The following is a 15,896-nucleotide window of genomic DNA, read 5'->3' as shown; positions in this document are numbered from 1 at the left end:
AGGAAAAAAGAAAGCGTTTTACACAACCCTTTCAGACTTATTGTCAACCCTTTTCACTCAAAATTCCGTCACCGATACTCCGAACCCATACAATTGCGAGGAATGCGTAGCATTCTGCGGCAATCCATAAACTAACTATAAATTTCTACCGTATTTCATTTAAGTTATATATAGTAAATGACATATGCAAAGTTATTTCACCACCATATTCAACCCTGCCTAAACAGTGGGCGTTTATATAGTTTTTGATAGTATCAATCACAGCTTCAGTTTCTAAATTATCTGGATCAATAATATTTGCAATCCAGCCTGCAAACTTAGCCCCTTTATTTATTATAGCTTTATGGCTAAGTATTGCATGATTAATACACCCAAGTTTTATACCAACCACCACAATAATCGGTATATCAAGATTATAGGCTAAATCTAGCATGGTCTCAGTATTATTAATTGGAACCTCAACACCTCCAGAGCCTTCAATTAGTATAATATCGGCATTTATTTCATCTAGTTTTAGACTTGCTAAAATGTTATTTATATTCAAATCTATACCTTCAATGTCTGACGCAATATTAGGTGAAATTGGCATATTCAAACAAAATGGATTGATTGTATTATAATCTAAAATTATTGAAGAATTCTGATGAAGTAATAATGCATCTTCATTTGGCATGCCGCCAGTAGCTATAGGCTTTAACCCTACTGCCCTATAATTTTTTTCTTTAAAATGTTTAAGCAACTGTACAGTTACATATGTTTTGCCAATGTTTGTATCAGTTCCGCAAATAAAGAATCTCACATTTTCCTCCCTATAAAAATACCAATTTTATATGTAAGAGAAAAGTTATCATATTTAATTATTAAACTTTTATTCCGATCTTTACAAAAATTCGCTCCCACTTTTTTTATTGACTGAAGTGCAGAAAACATCGATGGGAAATATAGCTTTTCATGATAAATACTACTTTCTAATATTTGGAAATTACTAACCTCAAGTAAGTGCAAAACACTATTAAATTCAAGCATATCAAGCTTATTGCGAAGCTCTTCAAATGTACCAAGTAAAGGCAATGAAAATGCCAATATACCCCCCGATTTTAAGTTCTCATGAATATGCTTTATAGTAGCCTCTAAATTCTCACTCCACTGGAGTGACATATTAGCAAAAACTAAATCAAACTCTTCATTAAAAAAGTCAATTTCATCAAAGCTATGTTCTTTTATAACAATATTTTCCTCTAATTTTTCCTTTGCTTTTTCTAGCATTTGGTTTGCTATATCTATAGCATAAAACTTTTCAAATCCATTGAATACACTTGCGATATGATTAGTTATAAAACCCGTACCGCAACCTAAATCTATTATATTTTTTGGTGATTGTTTTGTATTAACTAGCAGCTCAATAAGCTTATTGCCAATCTTTTTCTGTATAACAGCGTAATCATCATATGTGGCATATGCCTTATTAAAACATTCTTTAATTTTCTGATAGTGCATTTTTTAAAACCCTTATAAATTCTTCTTTTTGACTTAAAAAAATACTATGTCCACCACTTTCAAAAATGTATTTTTGAAAGTTTTTTATAGGCTGATTTACAGCCACAATTGCGTCTTTTGCTCCTAGTATAAAATTAACTGTAATACTTATGTTTTCTAAAATTTTTCTAGCATCCAATTCTTCTAGTAACCTTAAATAATAAGGGCAAATGCCTTCAAAACTCTCATTAATGCTTTGTCTTATGGCAATATTTCTACAAGGATACTGCACAAGTTTTATAAAGTTTCGCAGGTCATAATCTGGCTTAATTCCTGACCAGTTTTCTGCTTCTAAAAATTTGGCGCTAGAGCAAACCATGATTATTTTTGAGCATTTTTGCGGGAAATATTTATATAAAAAAAGGCTTATAAGTCCGCCTAATGACCAGCCAACAATTATGGAATTATTAGGAATTTGCTGCACCAATTTATTAATTAACATTTCTATATCTGGGTTTGTAATCTGGGGCAAATCAACGCATTTGCTATTTGAAAAATGCACCGCAATATCACTCCATATATTAGCCTTAAAACCAAGACCTGGTAAGAATATAACGCTACTCACAATATATCTCCGCTATCTTTTCTAAAACTAGGTTTATGTCTGATATAGTGTGATTATAATTTAAAGACACCCTTATTCTGGCAGTTTTATTAGGCACAGTCGGCGGGCGTATACATGACACAAAAAACCCTTGCGTTTCTAAATACTCCTGAATTTTTAAGGCAAGTAGGTTATCTTTTACTAACACACATCTGATAGGCGTAAGGCCATAAGCAGTAAGATTAAGCCCCAAACTGATTGCTTTTTTATTAAAATAAGCTGCTAGGTTCTCCAGCTTTTCTCTTCTGAAATGTTCCTTTTTTATTATATTTAAAACTTCCAAAGTACCCCACGAAATAAGGGGTGGAAGCGCTGTTGAGTATATATAGCTTCTTGCAAATTGCCTTAGGTATTCTACTGTTGTTTTGTTACCAGCAACAATCGCCCCCATACTAGCAAAAGCCTTGCCCAGTGGGGCTATAAGGCATGCAATATTGCTGCTATCAATGCTAAAATGCTCAAGTACTCCACCACCATTTTTACCAAGTACACCTATTCCATGTGCATCATCTATCAAGAGTTTAGCCCTATATTTTTGAGCTATTAAATTTACTTTTTCAGCAGGATAAATCTTACCTTCCATGCTATACATGCTTTCTACGTATACAGCTGGATTTACTGCGCTTTGCAGACTTCGTTCTAGACTATTCAAATCCTTATGCGGATATCTAAAATACTTGCTACCCGCCAATTTCAACCCATCTATAATCGATGCATGGGAAAGCTTATCAAGCAGTATAGTGTGAGATTTTAGCAAACTAGATATGACCACTAAATTAGCATGGTAGCCAGAGTTAAATAAAATACAATCCTCAAAACCTAAGTACTCGGCAAACTCATGTTCCAGTCTTTTTGTTACATCAAAATATCCTGAAATCATAGGGGAGGATCCGCTACCAAGCCCGTATTCTAAGGCTTTTGCAGCCATTATTTGTTTTATCCGATTATCCTGAGACAGGCTTAAATAGTCATTTGAGGCAAAATTAATTAGGTTTTCATCCCAAACCCTTTGATTTCTGTATAGGTTTGAGGCTTTTTTATCCTCAATTTCTTGTACTAGATCTAACATTTTTTACTAAATTTGTGTTGACTTGGGTCTGGAACCTATGCTAAATCATCCGACTAGTCAACTAATTTTATTTTTACGGTTTACTAGTTATGAAATATGATATGGAAAAATTATTAGAGTTATATAATCAGCCTTTTATGAACCTAATTTATCAGTCGCATAAAGTTCTTGAGGACAATTTTCCTGAAAAGGACATGGAAATCAGTACTTTAACCAGTATAAAAACAGGAGCTTGTCCTGAAAACTGCAAATACTGCCCTCAATCTGCGCATTATAATACTGGTATTCAAAAAGAATCGCTAATCAATGTTGCAGAGGTGGTAAAAAGGGCAAAAGCCGCTAAGGATAACGGCGCCCAGAGATTTTGTATGGGGGCAGCATGGCGAAATCTTCATAACAAAGATATTGAACTTGTGACTACAATCGTCAGGGAAGTCAAGGCACTTGGGCTAGAAACCTGCATGACATTAGGGATGATAACTAAGCCACAAGCCTTAAAACTTAAGGATGCTGGGCTTGATTTTTATAACCATAACCTTGATACCTCATGGGACTTTTATGAGAATATTACCACCACCCGCACCTATGATGAGAGGCTAGAAACTATTGAAAATGTTCAAAAAGCAGGCATGAAAGTGTGCTGCGGGGGTATTTTTGGCATGGGGGAAAGTGCCGAAGACAGGCTAAATTTGCTGGAAACCTTGGCTAATCTTAACCCATATCCTGAGAGCGTAACCATTAATAGGCTGGTCAAAATTAAAGGCACTCCCCTTGAAAATGCTGAGGATATTGATAGTTTTGAGTTTATAAAAATCATCGCCATAGCCAGAATTATCATGCCTAAAGCAAGGGTAAGGCTTACAGCAGGCAGAGGTCAGATGAGCCAGGAAATGCAGGCACTTTGCTTTTTTGCTGGGGCTAATTCTATATTCTTTGGCGAAAAACTTTTTGTATCAGATTTGCCGAATAGTACCGAAGATAAAGGATTTTTAGATAAGCTGGGTATCAAATGGAAAGCCGCATAAATAGCGTTTGGCAGTCATATGCACAGATGAAACATGCCCTACCCCCTCAGGCGGTAGAATCTAGTAAGGGGGTGTATATTAACCTTCAAGATGGCAGGCAGATTATAGACGCCGTATCCTCATGGTGGACGGTATGCCACGGTCATAGCCACCCGCATATTATAGGGAGAATGAAGGATCAGTTAGATAAAGTTTCGCACGTCATGTTTACAGGACTTGCCCATAAATCTGTTTACGAGCTGTCAGACAAATTAAAAGCCGCTTTACCTACTGGTATAAACCATTTTATATATAGCGAATCTGGGTCAGTTGCCGTAGAAATAGCCATGAAAATTGCAATACAGTTTCATATAAATCAAGGCAAAAATAAGCACCGATTTATATATTTTGAGAATGGGTATCATGGTGATACTTTTGGCTGCATGAAGGTTACGGATGATAATACTTTTTTGCATAGCTTGACTAAAGAAGCATTAAAACCCATCAAGGTTAAAATACCGCAAAATACCAATGATTTAGCGGACTTCGATAGATTACTAAAGGCAAATAAAGATGATATTGCAGGCGTCATTATTGAGCCGCTTTTTCAGGGAGTTGGCAATATGAATATGTACTCTCCCGAGATTCTACGGTCAATTTATGACATCACTAAAAAGCATGGACTGATATTTATAGCCGATGAAATTGCTACTGGATTTTACCGAACAGGCGAGTATTTTGCTTGCGATTACGCAAATATCACACCTGATATTATCTGCCTTGGTAAAGCAATAAGTGGCGGACATATTTCTTTTGCAGCAACCGGGGTTACTACAGAAATTTATGAGGGTTTTTACTCGGATGATCCAAATCATGCCCTAAAACATGCCACAACTTTTGCTGCAAACCCTTTAGGATGTGCGGCTACTATCGCATCTATGGAATTATTTGAAAATGAAAATAGAAAGCAAGAAGTTAGGAATATTGAAAGCCAGCTTAAACAGGAAATGAAGGCTTTCAAGCACTATAAGAAGGTTAAAGACATTAGAATTTTAGGAGCGATTGGAGCATTGCATCTTGACTGTGACTATCAGGATATTTTAAAAATGCGCCATAAAATGATTGATAGCGGAGTATGGCTAAGACCGATTGGCAATGTTCTTTATACTATGCCACCCTTTATTATAACAGAGGATGAACTAAGCAGAGTTATAAAAGCAATGCATGAAGTTTTAATATATACTTTATAATTCTGGTATGCGTCATTTCCCTACTTTACCTAGGCTTACTAGGCTTCACTCGTCGTTCCCTGCAGCATAATTCAAATACTTTAACCATAGTTGATTTTCAACTTAGCATTATTGCAAAGACTTTGATAAATAAGCATCTCCTGAGGAAAAACTTTTTATCTCTTTATCTACTTCTAAAAGTAAATTTCCAAGTTCGCTAATGCCTATAGCCTTGCCACTAACTAAAGTATTATTATGAAGTAAACTTACTTTTTGCCCTAAGAGCGCATCTTTAGCAAACCATGATTTTCTAAAATTCTCAAAGCCATAGTTTGCAAAAATTTCTAAATCACCAAGTAAGTTTTCTACTATAAGAGCTAACATTTCATTACGGTTATAGTGGCTTTGGGTCATTAATTTCAGTGATGTCCATGGCTGATCTATGTCACCCTGGCTTATCATATTTACATTCAAACCAACTCCAATTACAGCATAAGAAGTGCCATTAGCTTCTGAATATATTTCGGTAAGTATACCTGCTAGTTTCTTACCACCCAACACTATATCATTTGGCCATTTAGCTTTAATATCAGCTTTAATTTCTAAGTCTTCTTCCAGAGTTTGAATTATAGAAAGTGCGGTAACTAAGCTTAAGCCTAAAAGCTCACTTATATCTTTTTTAAACGGATACAAAACTGAAAAATAAAGATTCTGTCCAAAAGGTGATTGCCAGCTTCTACCAAGTCTACCCTTACCATTTTCCTGAGTTTCTGAAACGCAAATCCAGGGGCTTTTATCGCCTATGTATTTTTTAATGTGCGTATTTGTAGAATCAATATTTTCAAAAACTTCTAGATTTGCAGGTATTTTATCTGATAGGACATTGTAATCAAGTAATGCTAATTCTTCCTGAAACTTATATCCCTTACTTTTTACAGACTCAATTTGAATACCATAATCTTCAAGCTTTTTGATCATTTTCCAAACACCTGATCTGGTCATACCTAAAGCTTCACCCAAACTATCACCATCATGATATTCAAGGTCATTTAATATTTTGGTTAGATCCAGAAGGTTTGAAGGAATGCTACGCATATAATCATTAAATTTTTGTTTCAGGATATATAAAAGAAATAGGTTACTTAGAGTAATGTGCGTACCTAAGTAACCTTAAAAATCACTAGATTGTTTTTCTTTCTTCGATAATCTCAAAGGCTTCTAATGTATCTTTTTCTCTGATATCTTCGTAGTTTTCAAAAGCAACACCACACTCGAATCCTTCCTTAACTTCTTTTACGTCGTCCTGGAATCTTCTTAATGTTTTTAATTTGCCTTCGTGAATTACGATATTATTACGAATAAGTCTTACACCAGCACCACGCTTAATAAGACCTTTTGTTACATAACAACCAGCAATCTTACCAAATTTAGTGACATTAAATACTTGTCTGATTTCTGCATTACCAATATATTCCTCACGAAGAACTGGAGCAAGCATACCAGAAACAGCACCTTTAATATCATCAATTAAGTTATAAATAATAGAATAATAACGAATATCAACACCTTCAGCATCAGCAATTTGCCTTGCTGTTGCAGATGCTCTTACGTTAAACCCGAGAATAATAGCACCTGTTGCACGAGCCAGTGTTACGTCAGATTCTGTAATTCCACCTACTGCACTATGTAATACTTTAATTCTTACTTCGTCGTTTGTAAGTTTATTCAAACTTGCGCTGATTGCCTCAACAGAACCATGTACGTCACCTTTAATAATAAGAGGTAATTCTTTTAACTGACCATCTGCAGCTCTTGAGAAAATATCATGTAAATTAGATGTTCTATTAAGCATACTGTTTTTCAGTTCACGTAATTTTCTTTGTCTATATTCAGCAATTTCCCTAGCTTGTTTATCACTTGGTACTACGTTAAACGGATCACCTGCAATTGGCGCATCGTCAAGTCCAATTACTTCAACAGGCATTGAAGGACCTGCTTCGCTTAAGCTTTGACCTTTATCATTTATAAGGCTTCTTACCTTACCGCTTGTACCACCGGCTACAATGATATCGCCTACTTTAATTGTTCCTTTTTGTACAAGGAATGTAGCAACAACACCACGACCTTTATCGATTTTACTTTCAATTACAGCACCTACAGCCGCACAAGATGGGTCAGCTTTAAGCTCCATCATTTCCGCCTGAAGTAAAATAGACTCTATAAGCTTATCAAGATTAATTTTAGCTTTAGCAGAAACTTCAACGGCAATAATATCACCACCTAATGCTTCTACAACAAGTTCATGTTGTAAGAGTTCGTTTTTAACACGATTAGGATCAGCTTCTGGTTTATCAATTTTGTTAATAGCCACGATAATCGGAACGCCAGCAGCTTTAGCATGGTTAATAGCTTCAACTGTTTGCGCCATAATCCCATCGTCAGCAGCAACTACTAATACAACTATATCAGTAACTTTAGCACCGCGCGAACGCATAGCCGAGAATGCTTCGTGACCAGGTGTATCAAGGAATGTAACATAATGATGGTCATCAACTTTAACTTGATAAGCACCAATATGCTGAGTAATACCGCCAGCTTCTCTTGATGCTACGTCTGTAGACTTAAGCGCATCGAGAAGAGATGTTTTACCATGATCAACGTGACCCATAATTGTAACAACAGGCGGACGGTGAATCATATTTTCAGCATTGTCCTGAACATTTTGGATAATATTTTCCACGTCAGATTCCTGTACTCTTTTTGATTTGTGACCTAGAGCTTCGGTTACAATCTCAGCAGTATCAGCATCAATCGCCTGATTAATAGTAGCCATTACACCAAGCTTCATAAGCTCTCTGATAACGTCTGTGCTTTTTTCTGTCATTCTTGCAGAAAGTTCCTGTACAGTAATAACCTCAGGAATAATAACTTCTCTATAAATTTTTTCTGATTCCTTTTTATTTGATAAGCTGAGTTTTTTAGCGTGTTTTTCACGCGCTCTTCTGATAGAAGCCATGCTTCTCTTTCTAACTGGCTGGTCTTCATCTTCACTTTCAGCAACAAATCTTACGTCAATTTTGTTACCGCGTGCAGCGTATGCCATGTCAGCTGCCTTAGATTTTAAATCTTCTTTAGCTTTTAAAGCGGCTTTTTTGTTAGCCTCTTCTATTTCTTCATCTTTTGTAAGTTTTTTTACTTCTGGTAATTTAGCAGGTTTATGCTGCTTATTTTTATCGTCAGTTGTAGCTTGCGATTGAGAGGAAACAGTTGGTTTTTTCTCTTCAGTTTTTTGCTCAACAACTTCATTGATTTCATTATCTTCATCGTCAATTTCAGTAATCTCAGGATTTTTAGGAGATAATTGCTCTTCTTTGTATTTTGCAATTTCCTGCTTTCTAATTTTAAGTAATGCGCTTTCTTGTTCGGTATCTTGCTTGAGCGCTGCTTGTTTAAGGATATTGACCTTTGCGTCGAGTTCAGGATTTGTATTAGTAGCGTCATTGAAATCTGACTTTTTACCAAATGTTCTTTGTTTTTTTACTTCAACCATTACAGTTTTATTAGCGCCTGCTTTTGAGGATCCCAATGTTTTTTTAACAGCATTATCCTGATTAATGCTAACATTACTTAGATTTAGCTTAAGCGTTTTTCTTGGTTGATTTTCGTCTGTCATTGTAATTACGTTTACTCTATATATTATTGTATTCTAAAAAGAGGCTTATAAATTTTATTAAACCTCTTGGTTAATTTGGCAAAATTAGTCGTCTACATCAAGATTATCGTCAGCAAATGAAACACCGTCATCAACTGAAATACCAGCTGAAGAAATTGTGTTATCTTCACTTAAGTCTTCAATTTCTTGTGTAACTTCTTTAGAAATTTCAAATGCTAAGTCTGCATCGATTTCTGTTACTTCTTCACCATCATCAAGAACTACTTCTTTTGGAAGGCGTTTTTGGAAGTTTTGGATTGTGATTTCCTTGATGTTGTGAACATCAAGTTTCTTATCGCCAATTTCACGAAGCGCAACAACTGCGTTTTTATCATTATCTCTGTCTACTAGAATCATAGAGCCTGAAGATATAAGTTTTGCTCTTTGAGCTGCAAGAACAACTAATTCAAATCTATTGCTTACTACTTCAGCGCAATCTTCTACGGTAATACGTGCCATAATGGAACCTCATTTATCATTTGTAGCAAAAATACCAGATTATGCCCAATAAATCAAGCTAGTTATTAATGTTTTTATTTTATATTATTAGTTACTTATTTTATCTATTGCATTAATTTATAATTGCTATTTAATGAATATTTCTAATCCGTTATTTTGTTAATACGGATACTTTAAGTGTTAATTATTTAGGATAATGTAAATATGTTAGAGAAATTACATAATTTAAAACGAGTCACTAAAGCAGGTGCGCCTGTGTTTAAGTTTGCAACCGAGATTTTAAACCATTCCAAGTCAATTTCAGATTTACCTCTAGGGTACAGAGAAAAAACCCAGAATATATTTAATGCGGCGATATCATCTAAAGAGAACTTTTATAATAATGTAGAAAAAATAGCCTCTGATAGTGAATTAAATCCGTTAGTAAGAGCGATTAACACAGGTGACAAACATACATTAGATAACTTTTTACAAAAGTTTGAGTTAGAAAAAAAACTTAATACTAATTTCGCCAGGGCTGTTACAATGTGCCTGGAAGCAAAAATTGATAATAAGTATAGAGTTTTGCACTATGTCTCTGCATTTCGTTGCGACAAAGATGCAGCCGAGATGATGAAAATATTCAAAAAATATCAAGCTGATGGTGGTGTAAATTTACTTGATTACTGTGGTTACTCACCGGCACACTATACAATTGCAGTAGGAAACACTATGACATTAAAAGAAGTTGTATCTTCTGCTAAATTTACCAATAAGGATTCTTTCGCAACTTACAAACCAGAAGATGCGTTACCAATAATAACAGGCAAAAGAAGTGATGAAGATATAAAAAGACTTTTTGTAGAGTTAGGTATCAGGGTAGAATCATTAAGCATATAAATATAAAAGGCGACCTATAATTTACTAGATCGCCTTTTAAAACTATTTTCTTAAGCCTAATTTTTTAATTAATGCTTCGTATCTTGAAAACTCATTTTTCTTGATGTAATCAAGTAAACGTCTACGACGTGATACGAGGATTAAAAGACCTCTTCTAGAGTGGTGATCTTTAGGATTGCTTTTGAAGTGTTCTGTAAGGTTTACAATTCTTTCTGTAAGAATAGCACACTGTACGTCTGCAGAACCTGTATCTTCGCTGTTGATTCTGTATTCTTCAATAAGCTCTTGTTTTCTATCTTGTGTAATCGACATCTTAGTCTCCTAAAAAATAATATTTTTTGTTGGCTTAATAAGACCGCTTTCATATTTTGCAATAGCTGCTATTTTTTCCTGATGTATCAGTGATATAATACTGCTATCAGGTAGATTTAGGCTTTTTTGCAAAAACTGACCTTGCCTTATTTTCCCAAGTTCTTCCACGCTTACCTCGAATACCGGGATGTCGTCCAGAATATTCGTAGTATGCAAAAAGACCTTGGTAATGTGCTCGCCATTATTAACCATTTTTTCTAAAATATCCAGCGAAATTGTATCTTTTTCTAAAATTTTTCCAAATTCTACTCTTCTTAAATAATTAAGATGGCAAATTGCCCCCAATTTTTCTGCAATATCAGAAGCCAGTGTCCTTATATACGTTCCTTTGCTAACTTTTGCATACATTTTAGCTTCAAATTTTTCGGCATCATAGCTAAGTAATTGTAAATCAAGGATTTCTACTTCCCTCGCCTTTATTTCAAAGTCAATTCCGCTGCGCGCAAGGTCATATGCACGCTGTCCATTAATTTTAATGGCTGAGTATTTTGGTGGTATTTGACTAATTTTCCCAAGAAACTGCGGTAATATATTAATTAAAGACTCATTACTTGGCATAATGGTATTGGTTCCTAAAATAGATCCTTCTAAATCTAAAGTATCGGTAGCCACTCCGAATTTCATAGTAAATTCGTAAGCTTTATCATTATTTGCTATAAATTCTAAAAGCTTTGTTGCCTCACCAATCGCTATAGGCAAAATACCTGTTGCGAATGGATCCAAAGTTCCACCATGCCCCATTTTTTTAATTTTAAGAATCCTACGCAGGCGTCTTATAACATCAAATGAGGATATTTTTTCAGGTTTATCAATTGCTAAAAAGCCAGAAATCATAATTTAATATATTTTAAAGTTGTAAATAGGTATGTAGCAGAAAATTATACAAATAACAATTATATTAAAAGTTAAAAAATTCAATATAATTAACATTTTCTTGACAAATACTGCTAAATTATGTATCTTAAGTAACATTATTTAATAATTGGACGCATAAAAAATGAGTAAAGATCAGACAATACAAGAACTAATTGATCTAGTTAAAAGCAACAAAAATAATGCAGGAATATCTCAAGAAGACCTTGATAGTCTTTATAGGTTATGTGCATCTATTAGTTCGGAAGATGTTAATACTCCAATAGACCCTTTAACAGGTAAAACTTTATTACATTTAGCAGCGGAATATAATGCTAAACAAATGCTTAGGGCGTTTATTTTTAAAGGGGCAGAGCTTGATAAGCCAGATTTAAATGGCAATACTGCAGTGCATTATGCAGTAAATCATTATCATAGTGGCAATTTCGACATCATAAACTATGTGATCAAAGAATTGTATGATCAAGGCTGTAAATTTGATATCAAAAATAATGCAGGTCAGACACCAATTGATGTAGCCAAAGCAAAAGGCGGAGAAATTTTAGGTTATTTAAAAGCGGCGCACATATTTAAAGACTCATTTTTTGAAACCAAGTTCAATTTTACAAGAGATAAAATTAAAACTTTTACATTGAATACTGTTAGAAGAGTTATTCTAGGATTTTGTGCAAATTATTTATTAAATAAAATCTCCCCATTCCTTGGTAATCTATTTGAAAATAAAGCAGTAAGATATGGTATATCTTATGTATTATCATGTGCTGCGGGTTATTTTCTCGAAAATAAAGATATTAAAATTAAAGGTTTTGCAGGTAAAGTTTTAAATCCACTTGTTGGAGGCTCTAACAGGAAGGATGAAGCAGAAAAGCTCATCAATGATAAAAACTATTCTAAACATCGAGATCAAATTTTAGAAAAAAACAACCAGACTAATTTTGTTGATTGTATAGCAGGAACTAGAGCGCTCAGATCAGTTTATAATTATAATGCTTAATTAATTATAAACATAAAGGCGCTAAAATTAAGCGCCTTTATGTATATTTAGATGTTATTTTTTGCCTAGACTATTAAACAGATCATCAATCGAAGACTGGTTAGGAGCGTCTTTTCCAAGTTGTGGACCATTTAAAACAATGTTTTGGTCTATTCTAGAGCTTAAACCTTTATCACCATTATATTCTTTATCTTTTTCTATAGAAAGATTTGAAATTAAAGAGTTTACCAGTTTATCAAAGTCATCAAAAATCTTAAGAACCTTAGTAATACGCTGACTTGTTAAGTCCTGGAAGTTACATGCTTCCATAATTTTTGTTGATAAGTCTGTAATTTTAGCGGCATGATCTTTTTCAGCAATTTGTGAAGCTAGATTCATAATGCTTTCGGCAGAGTCTAAAATAGTATTTGTTGCCTCTTCTGTTGCTTTGGTTACTTCAGCAAGTTCTGCTGTTGCACCAGGTAAATCCTGCTCGAAAATTTTGTGAGGTTTTAAAGCGTCAATTTCAGAGCGCGCTGCTTTGAGCTTTTCTTTAATTTTAGATATTTCATAATATATAGATACATCAGTAGATGTTGAAACCTGAGTTTTAATGATTTCCATAAAGTTTTCAACAACACTTTCTAAATCTGCTACGTCAATTTTACCGCCATTTTGCTGCCAAATTTGTCTAATGCGTTCTAAAAATACGTTTCCTAAATTATCTATCATGGCTGTACTCCCAAATAAAGTAATGTATTTTTAGAATTCACCAATAACAGAAGTTAATTTCTGTTTTAATGTTTCAGCGTTGAATGGTTTAACGATATAGTTGTTTACACCAGCTTCTTTAGCGGCTACAACGTTTTCAGTTTTACTTTCAGCAGTAACCATAATGAATGGTGTTGTTTTGTATCTGTCATCTGCTCTAACTTTTTTAAGAAGCTCTAAGCCAGACATTGGCTCCATATTCCAGTCAGAAATAATGAGCCCAAAAGTTTTTTCTGAGAGTTTTGTGAGTGCCATACTACCATTTGTAGCTTCCTCAACATTACTAAAACCTAATTGATTGAGTAAGTTTTTGATAATTCTGATCATTGTTTTATAGTCATCAACAACCAGAATATTCATATTTTTGTCAACACCACTCATAAAATCCTCCAAAAACGAATAGCAATAAATGCCTTAATTTTAATAAAATTTGCATGTTACATAAGTTTATTATAAACGTTAATTTTTTAATATAAAAGAAAATAATCATTTTTGTTTAATAAAATTACTTAACCTACAACAAAATCTTAATTTTTCTTTGTTTTATAAAGAGATACCACAACCCCTCCTGCTAGCAACATAACAGTTACCATCAGGGAATATAACGCTGGAACTTTACCGTAGAATTCTGAATATATAATTTTAAGTCCTATGAAAACTAAAATTATTGATACTGAATATTTGAGGTAATGGAATCTGTGAATGATTGCTGATAGCGCAAAATAAAGCGCCCTTAGCCCAAGAATCGCGAATATGTTACTGGTGTATACTATATAAACATCATGTGTAATAGCAAAAATAGCTGGTACGCTATCGACTGCAAATATAAGATCGACAAACTCTATCATCATTAAAGCTACAAAAAGAGGGGTAAAATATTTTTTTACTGAACCATCTTTTTCTTGCTTTTCAATCACAAAACGCTCTTCTTGCATTTCATCTGTTACTGGCAAATACTTTTTAATTACCTTAAGAATTATATTATTACTTAAATCTGGGTTTGAATCATTGATCATCATCATCTTAACGCCAGTAATCATTAAGAAAACAGCAAATACAATCATTATCCATGCAAAGTTTTCTATTAAAGTTGCTCCAAGACCAATCATGATGGCTCTGAGCACTACTACGCCTAAAATTCCCCAAAATAGAACCCTGTGCTGATAAATTCTTGGGATATTAAAATATGTAAATATCATTGATATTATGAATATATTATCTACGGCTAAAGTTTTCTCGATTAGAAAACCAGTGTAAAACTCTTTGGAACTTTCGGCTCCCATATAGTACCATATCCACTTACCATATAGCACCGCTACAATGATATAATAAAGGCTTAACTTTAAACTGGATTTAACGTCTATCTCTTTATTTTTTCTGTTAAAAAAGCCTAAATCAAATACTAACAGGATAATAACTACCCCTATAAATAAAGCCCATGCCCACAGTGGTTTTTCCATATACTACCTATTATGATGTTAAATATATGTTAAATTTTTTATTTTATTTTGTCAATTTAGCTGTTGATTTGCTTATTTCAAGGTGATAACGTAGCTTAAAAAATTGCAAAAGGTACATAAATGACCGCAAAAACTCACCATACCTTACTAGTTAACTTAGGTATAATTACCAAACCTGATTATACTAAATCATTTGAAGGATTAACGCAGTTTTTGAAAGATAGCGAAGCACCTGAGATTTTATATATTAATATGGGTAGCTTTAAGGCTGATTTATTTAATATTATAGCAGACTTTAAACTTGGTAAAATAAGTGAAGAAAAGTTTGATTGCAAAGTATTACAATTAATAGAAGATAACTTTGCTGTAAACATGACTAAAGAGCAGTTTAATAATATATGGTTTTCCGCTTATGATACTGAAAACTTTGAAAATTTAATTAAGCTTTCTAATATTAATGAGAGTGAGTTTTTAAGTGTAATTCTCTACTCGGGAACTAATGTAAAGGATCTGAATTTTATAGCAAAAGCCTTAGAAGCAAAAGGTATGAATATAAGTTATGACTTTAACGAATTTAATGAAAAATTACCATTTGAGTTTGGTAACTGCTTTTTATTATCATCCTGTAACGAAGGATCGAACGGCGCTGAACTTGTAAAAGATGCAATCGAACTGGACGTTGCAATGTGGGAGTTTGCTGAAACTCTTAATAAGCTTGTGATAGCTCACGGCGGTGAAAGTCATGATATACCAGAAAGGCATTATAACGTATTTGTAGCAAAAAGCCCAATGCCACTGCCAAGCGAAGACTATAATTTGTTTATGAATGATTTACAGACTTTAAAAGATCAGTATGTGTTTGAAATTACTGAATTAAATTCATACGATGATATTTTCGAGAAAATTAACGAAATATATCCAGATTACATAAGTATTTAATGTATTGAAATATATT

Annotated in this window: 17 protein-coding genes; 5 read left to right on the top strand and 12 right to left on the bottom strand. The window is 33.8% G+C overall.

The genetic code is table 11. The features are described from left to right. Window positions 1-145: 145 nt before the first annotated feature. From BGO27_03315 to BGO27_03300, 4 genes are read right to left on the bottom strand one after another with little or no spacing between them, the layout of a single operon-like run. Window positions 146-799: a dethiobiotin synthase gene (locus BGO27_03315; GenBank protein OJV13626.1), complete on the bottom strand. Its 654-nt coding sequence runs from the start codon at window positions 797-799 to the stop codon at window positions 146-148. Beyond that, window positions 796-1,497, bottom strand: coding sequence for a hypothetical protein (locus BGO27_03310; GenBank protein OJV13625.1), 702 nt, complete (start codon window positions 1,495-1,497; stop codon window positions 796-798). The genes BGO27_03315 and BGO27_03310 overlap by 4 nt, the downstream gene beginning before the upstream one ends. Then, window positions 1,478-2,101 carry a hypothetical protein gene (locus tag BGO27_03305; GenBank protein ID OJV13624.1) on the bottom strand — a complete coding sequence of 208 codons (624 nt, stop codon included), beginning with the start codon at window positions 2,099-2,101 and terminating at the stop codon, window positions 1,478-1,480. The genes BGO27_03310 and BGO27_03305 overlap by 20 nt, the downstream gene beginning before the upstream one ends. Further along, window positions 2,094-3,209: a hypothetical protein gene (locus tag BGO27_03300; GenBank protein ID OJV13623.1), complete on the bottom strand. Its 1,116-nt coding sequence runs from the start codon at window positions 3,207-3,209 to the stop codon at window positions 2,094-2,096. Before BGO27_03300 ends, BGO27_03305 begins: the two co-directional genes overlap by 8 nt. Before the next feature lie 89 nt (window positions 3,210-3,298). On the opposite strand from BGO27_03300, the gene BGO27_03295 reads away from it, so the two are divergent. Further along, window positions 3,299-4,234, top strand: coding sequence for a biotin synthase BioB (locus tag BGO27_03295; protein OJV13622.1), 936 nt, complete (start codon window positions 3,299-3,301; stop codon window positions 4,232-4,234). Continuing rightward, window positions 4,219-5,463 (top strand): adenosylmethionine--8-amino-7-oxononanoate transaminase, encoded by a 1,245-nt coding sequence (locus BGO27_03290; protein OJV13621.1) that lies wholly within the window; start codon window positions 4,219-4,221, stop codon window positions 5,461-5,463. Before BGO27_03295 ends, BGO27_03290 begins: the two co-directional genes overlap by 16 nt. A 108-nt stretch (window positions 5,464-5,571) precedes the next feature. On the opposite strand, the gene BGO27_03285 is transcribed toward BGO27_03290, so the two are convergent. The 3 genes from BGO27_03285 to BGO27_03275 all read right to left on the bottom strand — a co-directional run bounded on the left by BGO27_03285 (window position 5,572) and on the right by BGO27_03275 (window position 9,613). Further along, window positions 5,572-6,537 (bottom strand): biotin--[acetyl-CoA-carboxylase] ligase, encoded by a 966-nt coding sequence (locus BGO27_03285; GenBank protein ID OJV13620.1) that lies wholly within the window; start codon window positions 6,535-6,537, stop codon window positions 5,572-5,574. Between the two features lie 85 nt (window positions 6,538-6,622). Continuing rightward, entirely contained in the window at window positions 6,623-9,115 is a 2,493-nt protein-coding gene (locus BGO27_03280) for a translation initiation factor IF-2 (protein ID OJV13619.1), read from the bottom strand. A gap of 84 nt (window positions 9,116-9,199) precedes the next feature. After that, on the bottom strand, window positions 9,200-9,613 hold the full coding sequence (locus tag BGO27_03275) for a DNA-directed RNA polymerase subunit omega (protein OJV13618.1): 414 nt from the start codon (window positions 9,611-9,613) through the stop codon (window positions 9,200-9,202). 204 nt (window positions 9,614-9,817) lie between these two features. On the opposite strand from BGO27_03275, the gene BGO27_03270 reads away from it, so the two are divergent. Next, entirely contained in the window at window positions 9,818-10,492 is a 675-nt protein-coding gene (locus BGO27_03270) for a hypothetical protein (GenBank protein OJV13617.1), read from the top strand. 42 nt (window positions 10,493-10,534) lie between these two features. On the opposite strand, the gene BGO27_03265 is transcribed toward BGO27_03270, so the two are convergent. After that, a complete protein-coding gene (locus BGO27_03265; GenBank protein OJV13616.1) occupies window positions 10,535-10,804 on the bottom strand; it encodes a 30S ribosomal protein S15 in 270 nt (89 codons plus the stop codon). A 9-nt stretch (window positions 10,805-10,813) separates the two neighbouring features. Beyond that, on the bottom strand, window positions 10,814-11,698 hold the full coding sequence (locus BGO27_03260; GenBank protein OJV13615.1) for a tRNA pseudouridine(55) synthase TruB: 885 nt from the start codon (window positions 11,696-11,698) through the stop codon (window positions 10,814-10,816). 163 nt (window positions 11,699-11,861) lie between these two features. Between BGO27_03260 and BGO27_03255 the strand changes: the two genes are divergently transcribed. After that, the gene (locus BGO27_03255) at window positions 11,862-12,731 is read left to right on the top strand and encodes a hypothetical protein (protein OJV13614.1); all 870 of its coding nucleotides are present in this window, start codon (window positions 11,862-11,864) and stop codon (window positions 12,729-12,731) included. A gap of 54 nt (window positions 12,732-12,785) precedes the next feature. On the opposite strand, the gene BGO27_03250 is transcribed toward BGO27_03255, so the two are convergent. The 3 genes from BGO27_03250 to BGO27_03240 form a co-directional block, all read right to left on the bottom strand. Then, entirely contained in the window at window positions 12,786-13,442 is a 657-nt protein-coding gene (locus BGO27_03250) for a hypothetical protein (GenBank protein OJV13613.1), read from the bottom strand. A 30-nt stretch (window positions 13,443-13,472) separates the two neighbouring features. Further along, window positions 13,473-13,862, bottom strand: a complete 390-nt coding sequence (locus tag BGO27_03245) for a two-component system response regulator (GenBank protein OJV13612.1) — start codon at window positions 13,860-13,862, stop codon at window positions 13,473-13,475. A gap of 146 nt (window positions 13,863-14,008) precedes the next feature. Then, window positions 14,009-14,941, bottom strand: coding sequence for a hypothetical protein (locus BGO27_03240; GenBank protein ID OJV13611.1), 933 nt, complete (start codon window positions 14,939-14,941; stop codon window positions 14,009-14,011). Between the two features lie 120 nt (window positions 14,942-15,061). Here BGO27_03240 and BGO27_03235 point away from each other — a divergent pair, with 120 nt between their 5' ends. Next, on the top strand, window positions 15,062-15,880 hold the full coding sequence (locus BGO27_03235) for a hypothetical protein (GenBank protein ID OJV13610.1): 819 nt from the start codon (window positions 15,062-15,064) through the stop codon (window positions 15,878-15,880). Window positions 15,881-15,896 lie beyond the last annotated feature (16 nt).

This window comes from Alphaproteobacteria bacterium 33-17, assembly GCA_001897445.1.
Lineage (GTDB): Bacteria > Pseudomonadota > Alphaproteobacteria > Rickettsiales > 33-17 > 33-17.
This window is presented reverse-complemented; position numbering and strand designations above follow the sequence as displayed.

What these genes read in the sequence shown, in the direction of transcription:
- BGO27_03300 (OJV13623.1), bottom strand. Translation starts at nt 3,209, where the DNA reads ATGTTAGATCTAGTACAAGAAATTGAGGATAAAAAAGCCTCAAACCTA.
- BGO27_03245 (OJV13612.1), bottom strand. Translation starts at nt 13,862, where the DNA reads ATGAGTGGTGTTGACAAAAATATGAATATTCTGGTTGTTGATGACTAT.
- BGO27_03240 (OJV13611.1), bottom strand. Translation starts at nt 14,941, where the DNA reads ATGGAAAAACCACTGTGGGCATGGGCTTTATTTATAGGGGTAGTTATT.
- BGO27_03275 (OJV13618.1), bottom strand. Translation starts at nt 9,613, where the DNA reads ATGGCACGTATTACCGTAGAAGATTGCGCTGAAGTAGTAAGCAATAGA.
- BGO27_03290 (OJV13621.1), top strand. Translation starts at nt 4,219, where the DNA reads ATGGAAAGCCGCATAAATAGCGTTTGGCAGTCATATGCACAGATGAAA.
- BGO27_03250 (OJV13613.1), bottom strand. Translation starts at nt 13,442, where the DNA reads ATGATAGATAATTTAGGAAACGTATTTTTAGAACGCATTAGACAAATT.
- BGO27_03310 (OJV13625.1), bottom strand. Translation starts at nt 1,497, where the DNA reads ATGCACTATCAGAAAATTAAAGAATGTTTTAATAAGGCATATGCCACA.
- BGO27_03255 (OJV13614.1), top strand. Translation starts at nt 11,862, where the DNA reads ATGAGTAAAGATCAGACAATACAAGAACTAATTGATCTAGTTAAAAGC.
- BGO27_03265 (OJV13616.1), bottom strand. Translation starts at nt 10,804, where the DNA reads ATGTCGATTACACAAGATAGAAAACAAGAGCTTATTGAAGAATACAGA.
- BGO27_03295 (OJV13622.1), top strand. Translation starts at nt 3,299, where the DNA reads ATGAAATATGATATGGAAAAATTATTAGAGTTATATAATCAGCCTTTT.
- BGO27_03270 (OJV13617.1), top strand. Translation starts at nt 9,818, where the DNA reads ATGTTAGAGAAATTACATAATTTAAAACGAGTCACTAAAGCAGGTGCG.
- BGO27_03235 (OJV13610.1), top strand. Translation starts at nt 15,062, where the DNA reads ATGACCGCAAAAACTCACCATACCTTACTAGTTAACTTAGGTATAATT.
- BGO27_03285 (OJV13620.1), bottom strand. Translation starts at nt 6,537, where the DNA reads ATGCGTAGCATTCCTTCAAACCTTCTGGATCTAACCAAAATATTAAAT.
- BGO27_03260 (OJV13615.1), bottom strand. Translation starts at nt 11,698, where the DNA reads ATGATTTCTGGCTTTTTAGCAATTGATAAACCTGAAAAAATATCCTCA.
- BGO27_03280 (OJV13619.1), bottom strand. Translation starts at nt 9,115, where the DNA reads ATGACAGACGAAAATCAACCAAGAAAAACGCTTAAGCTAAATCTAAGT.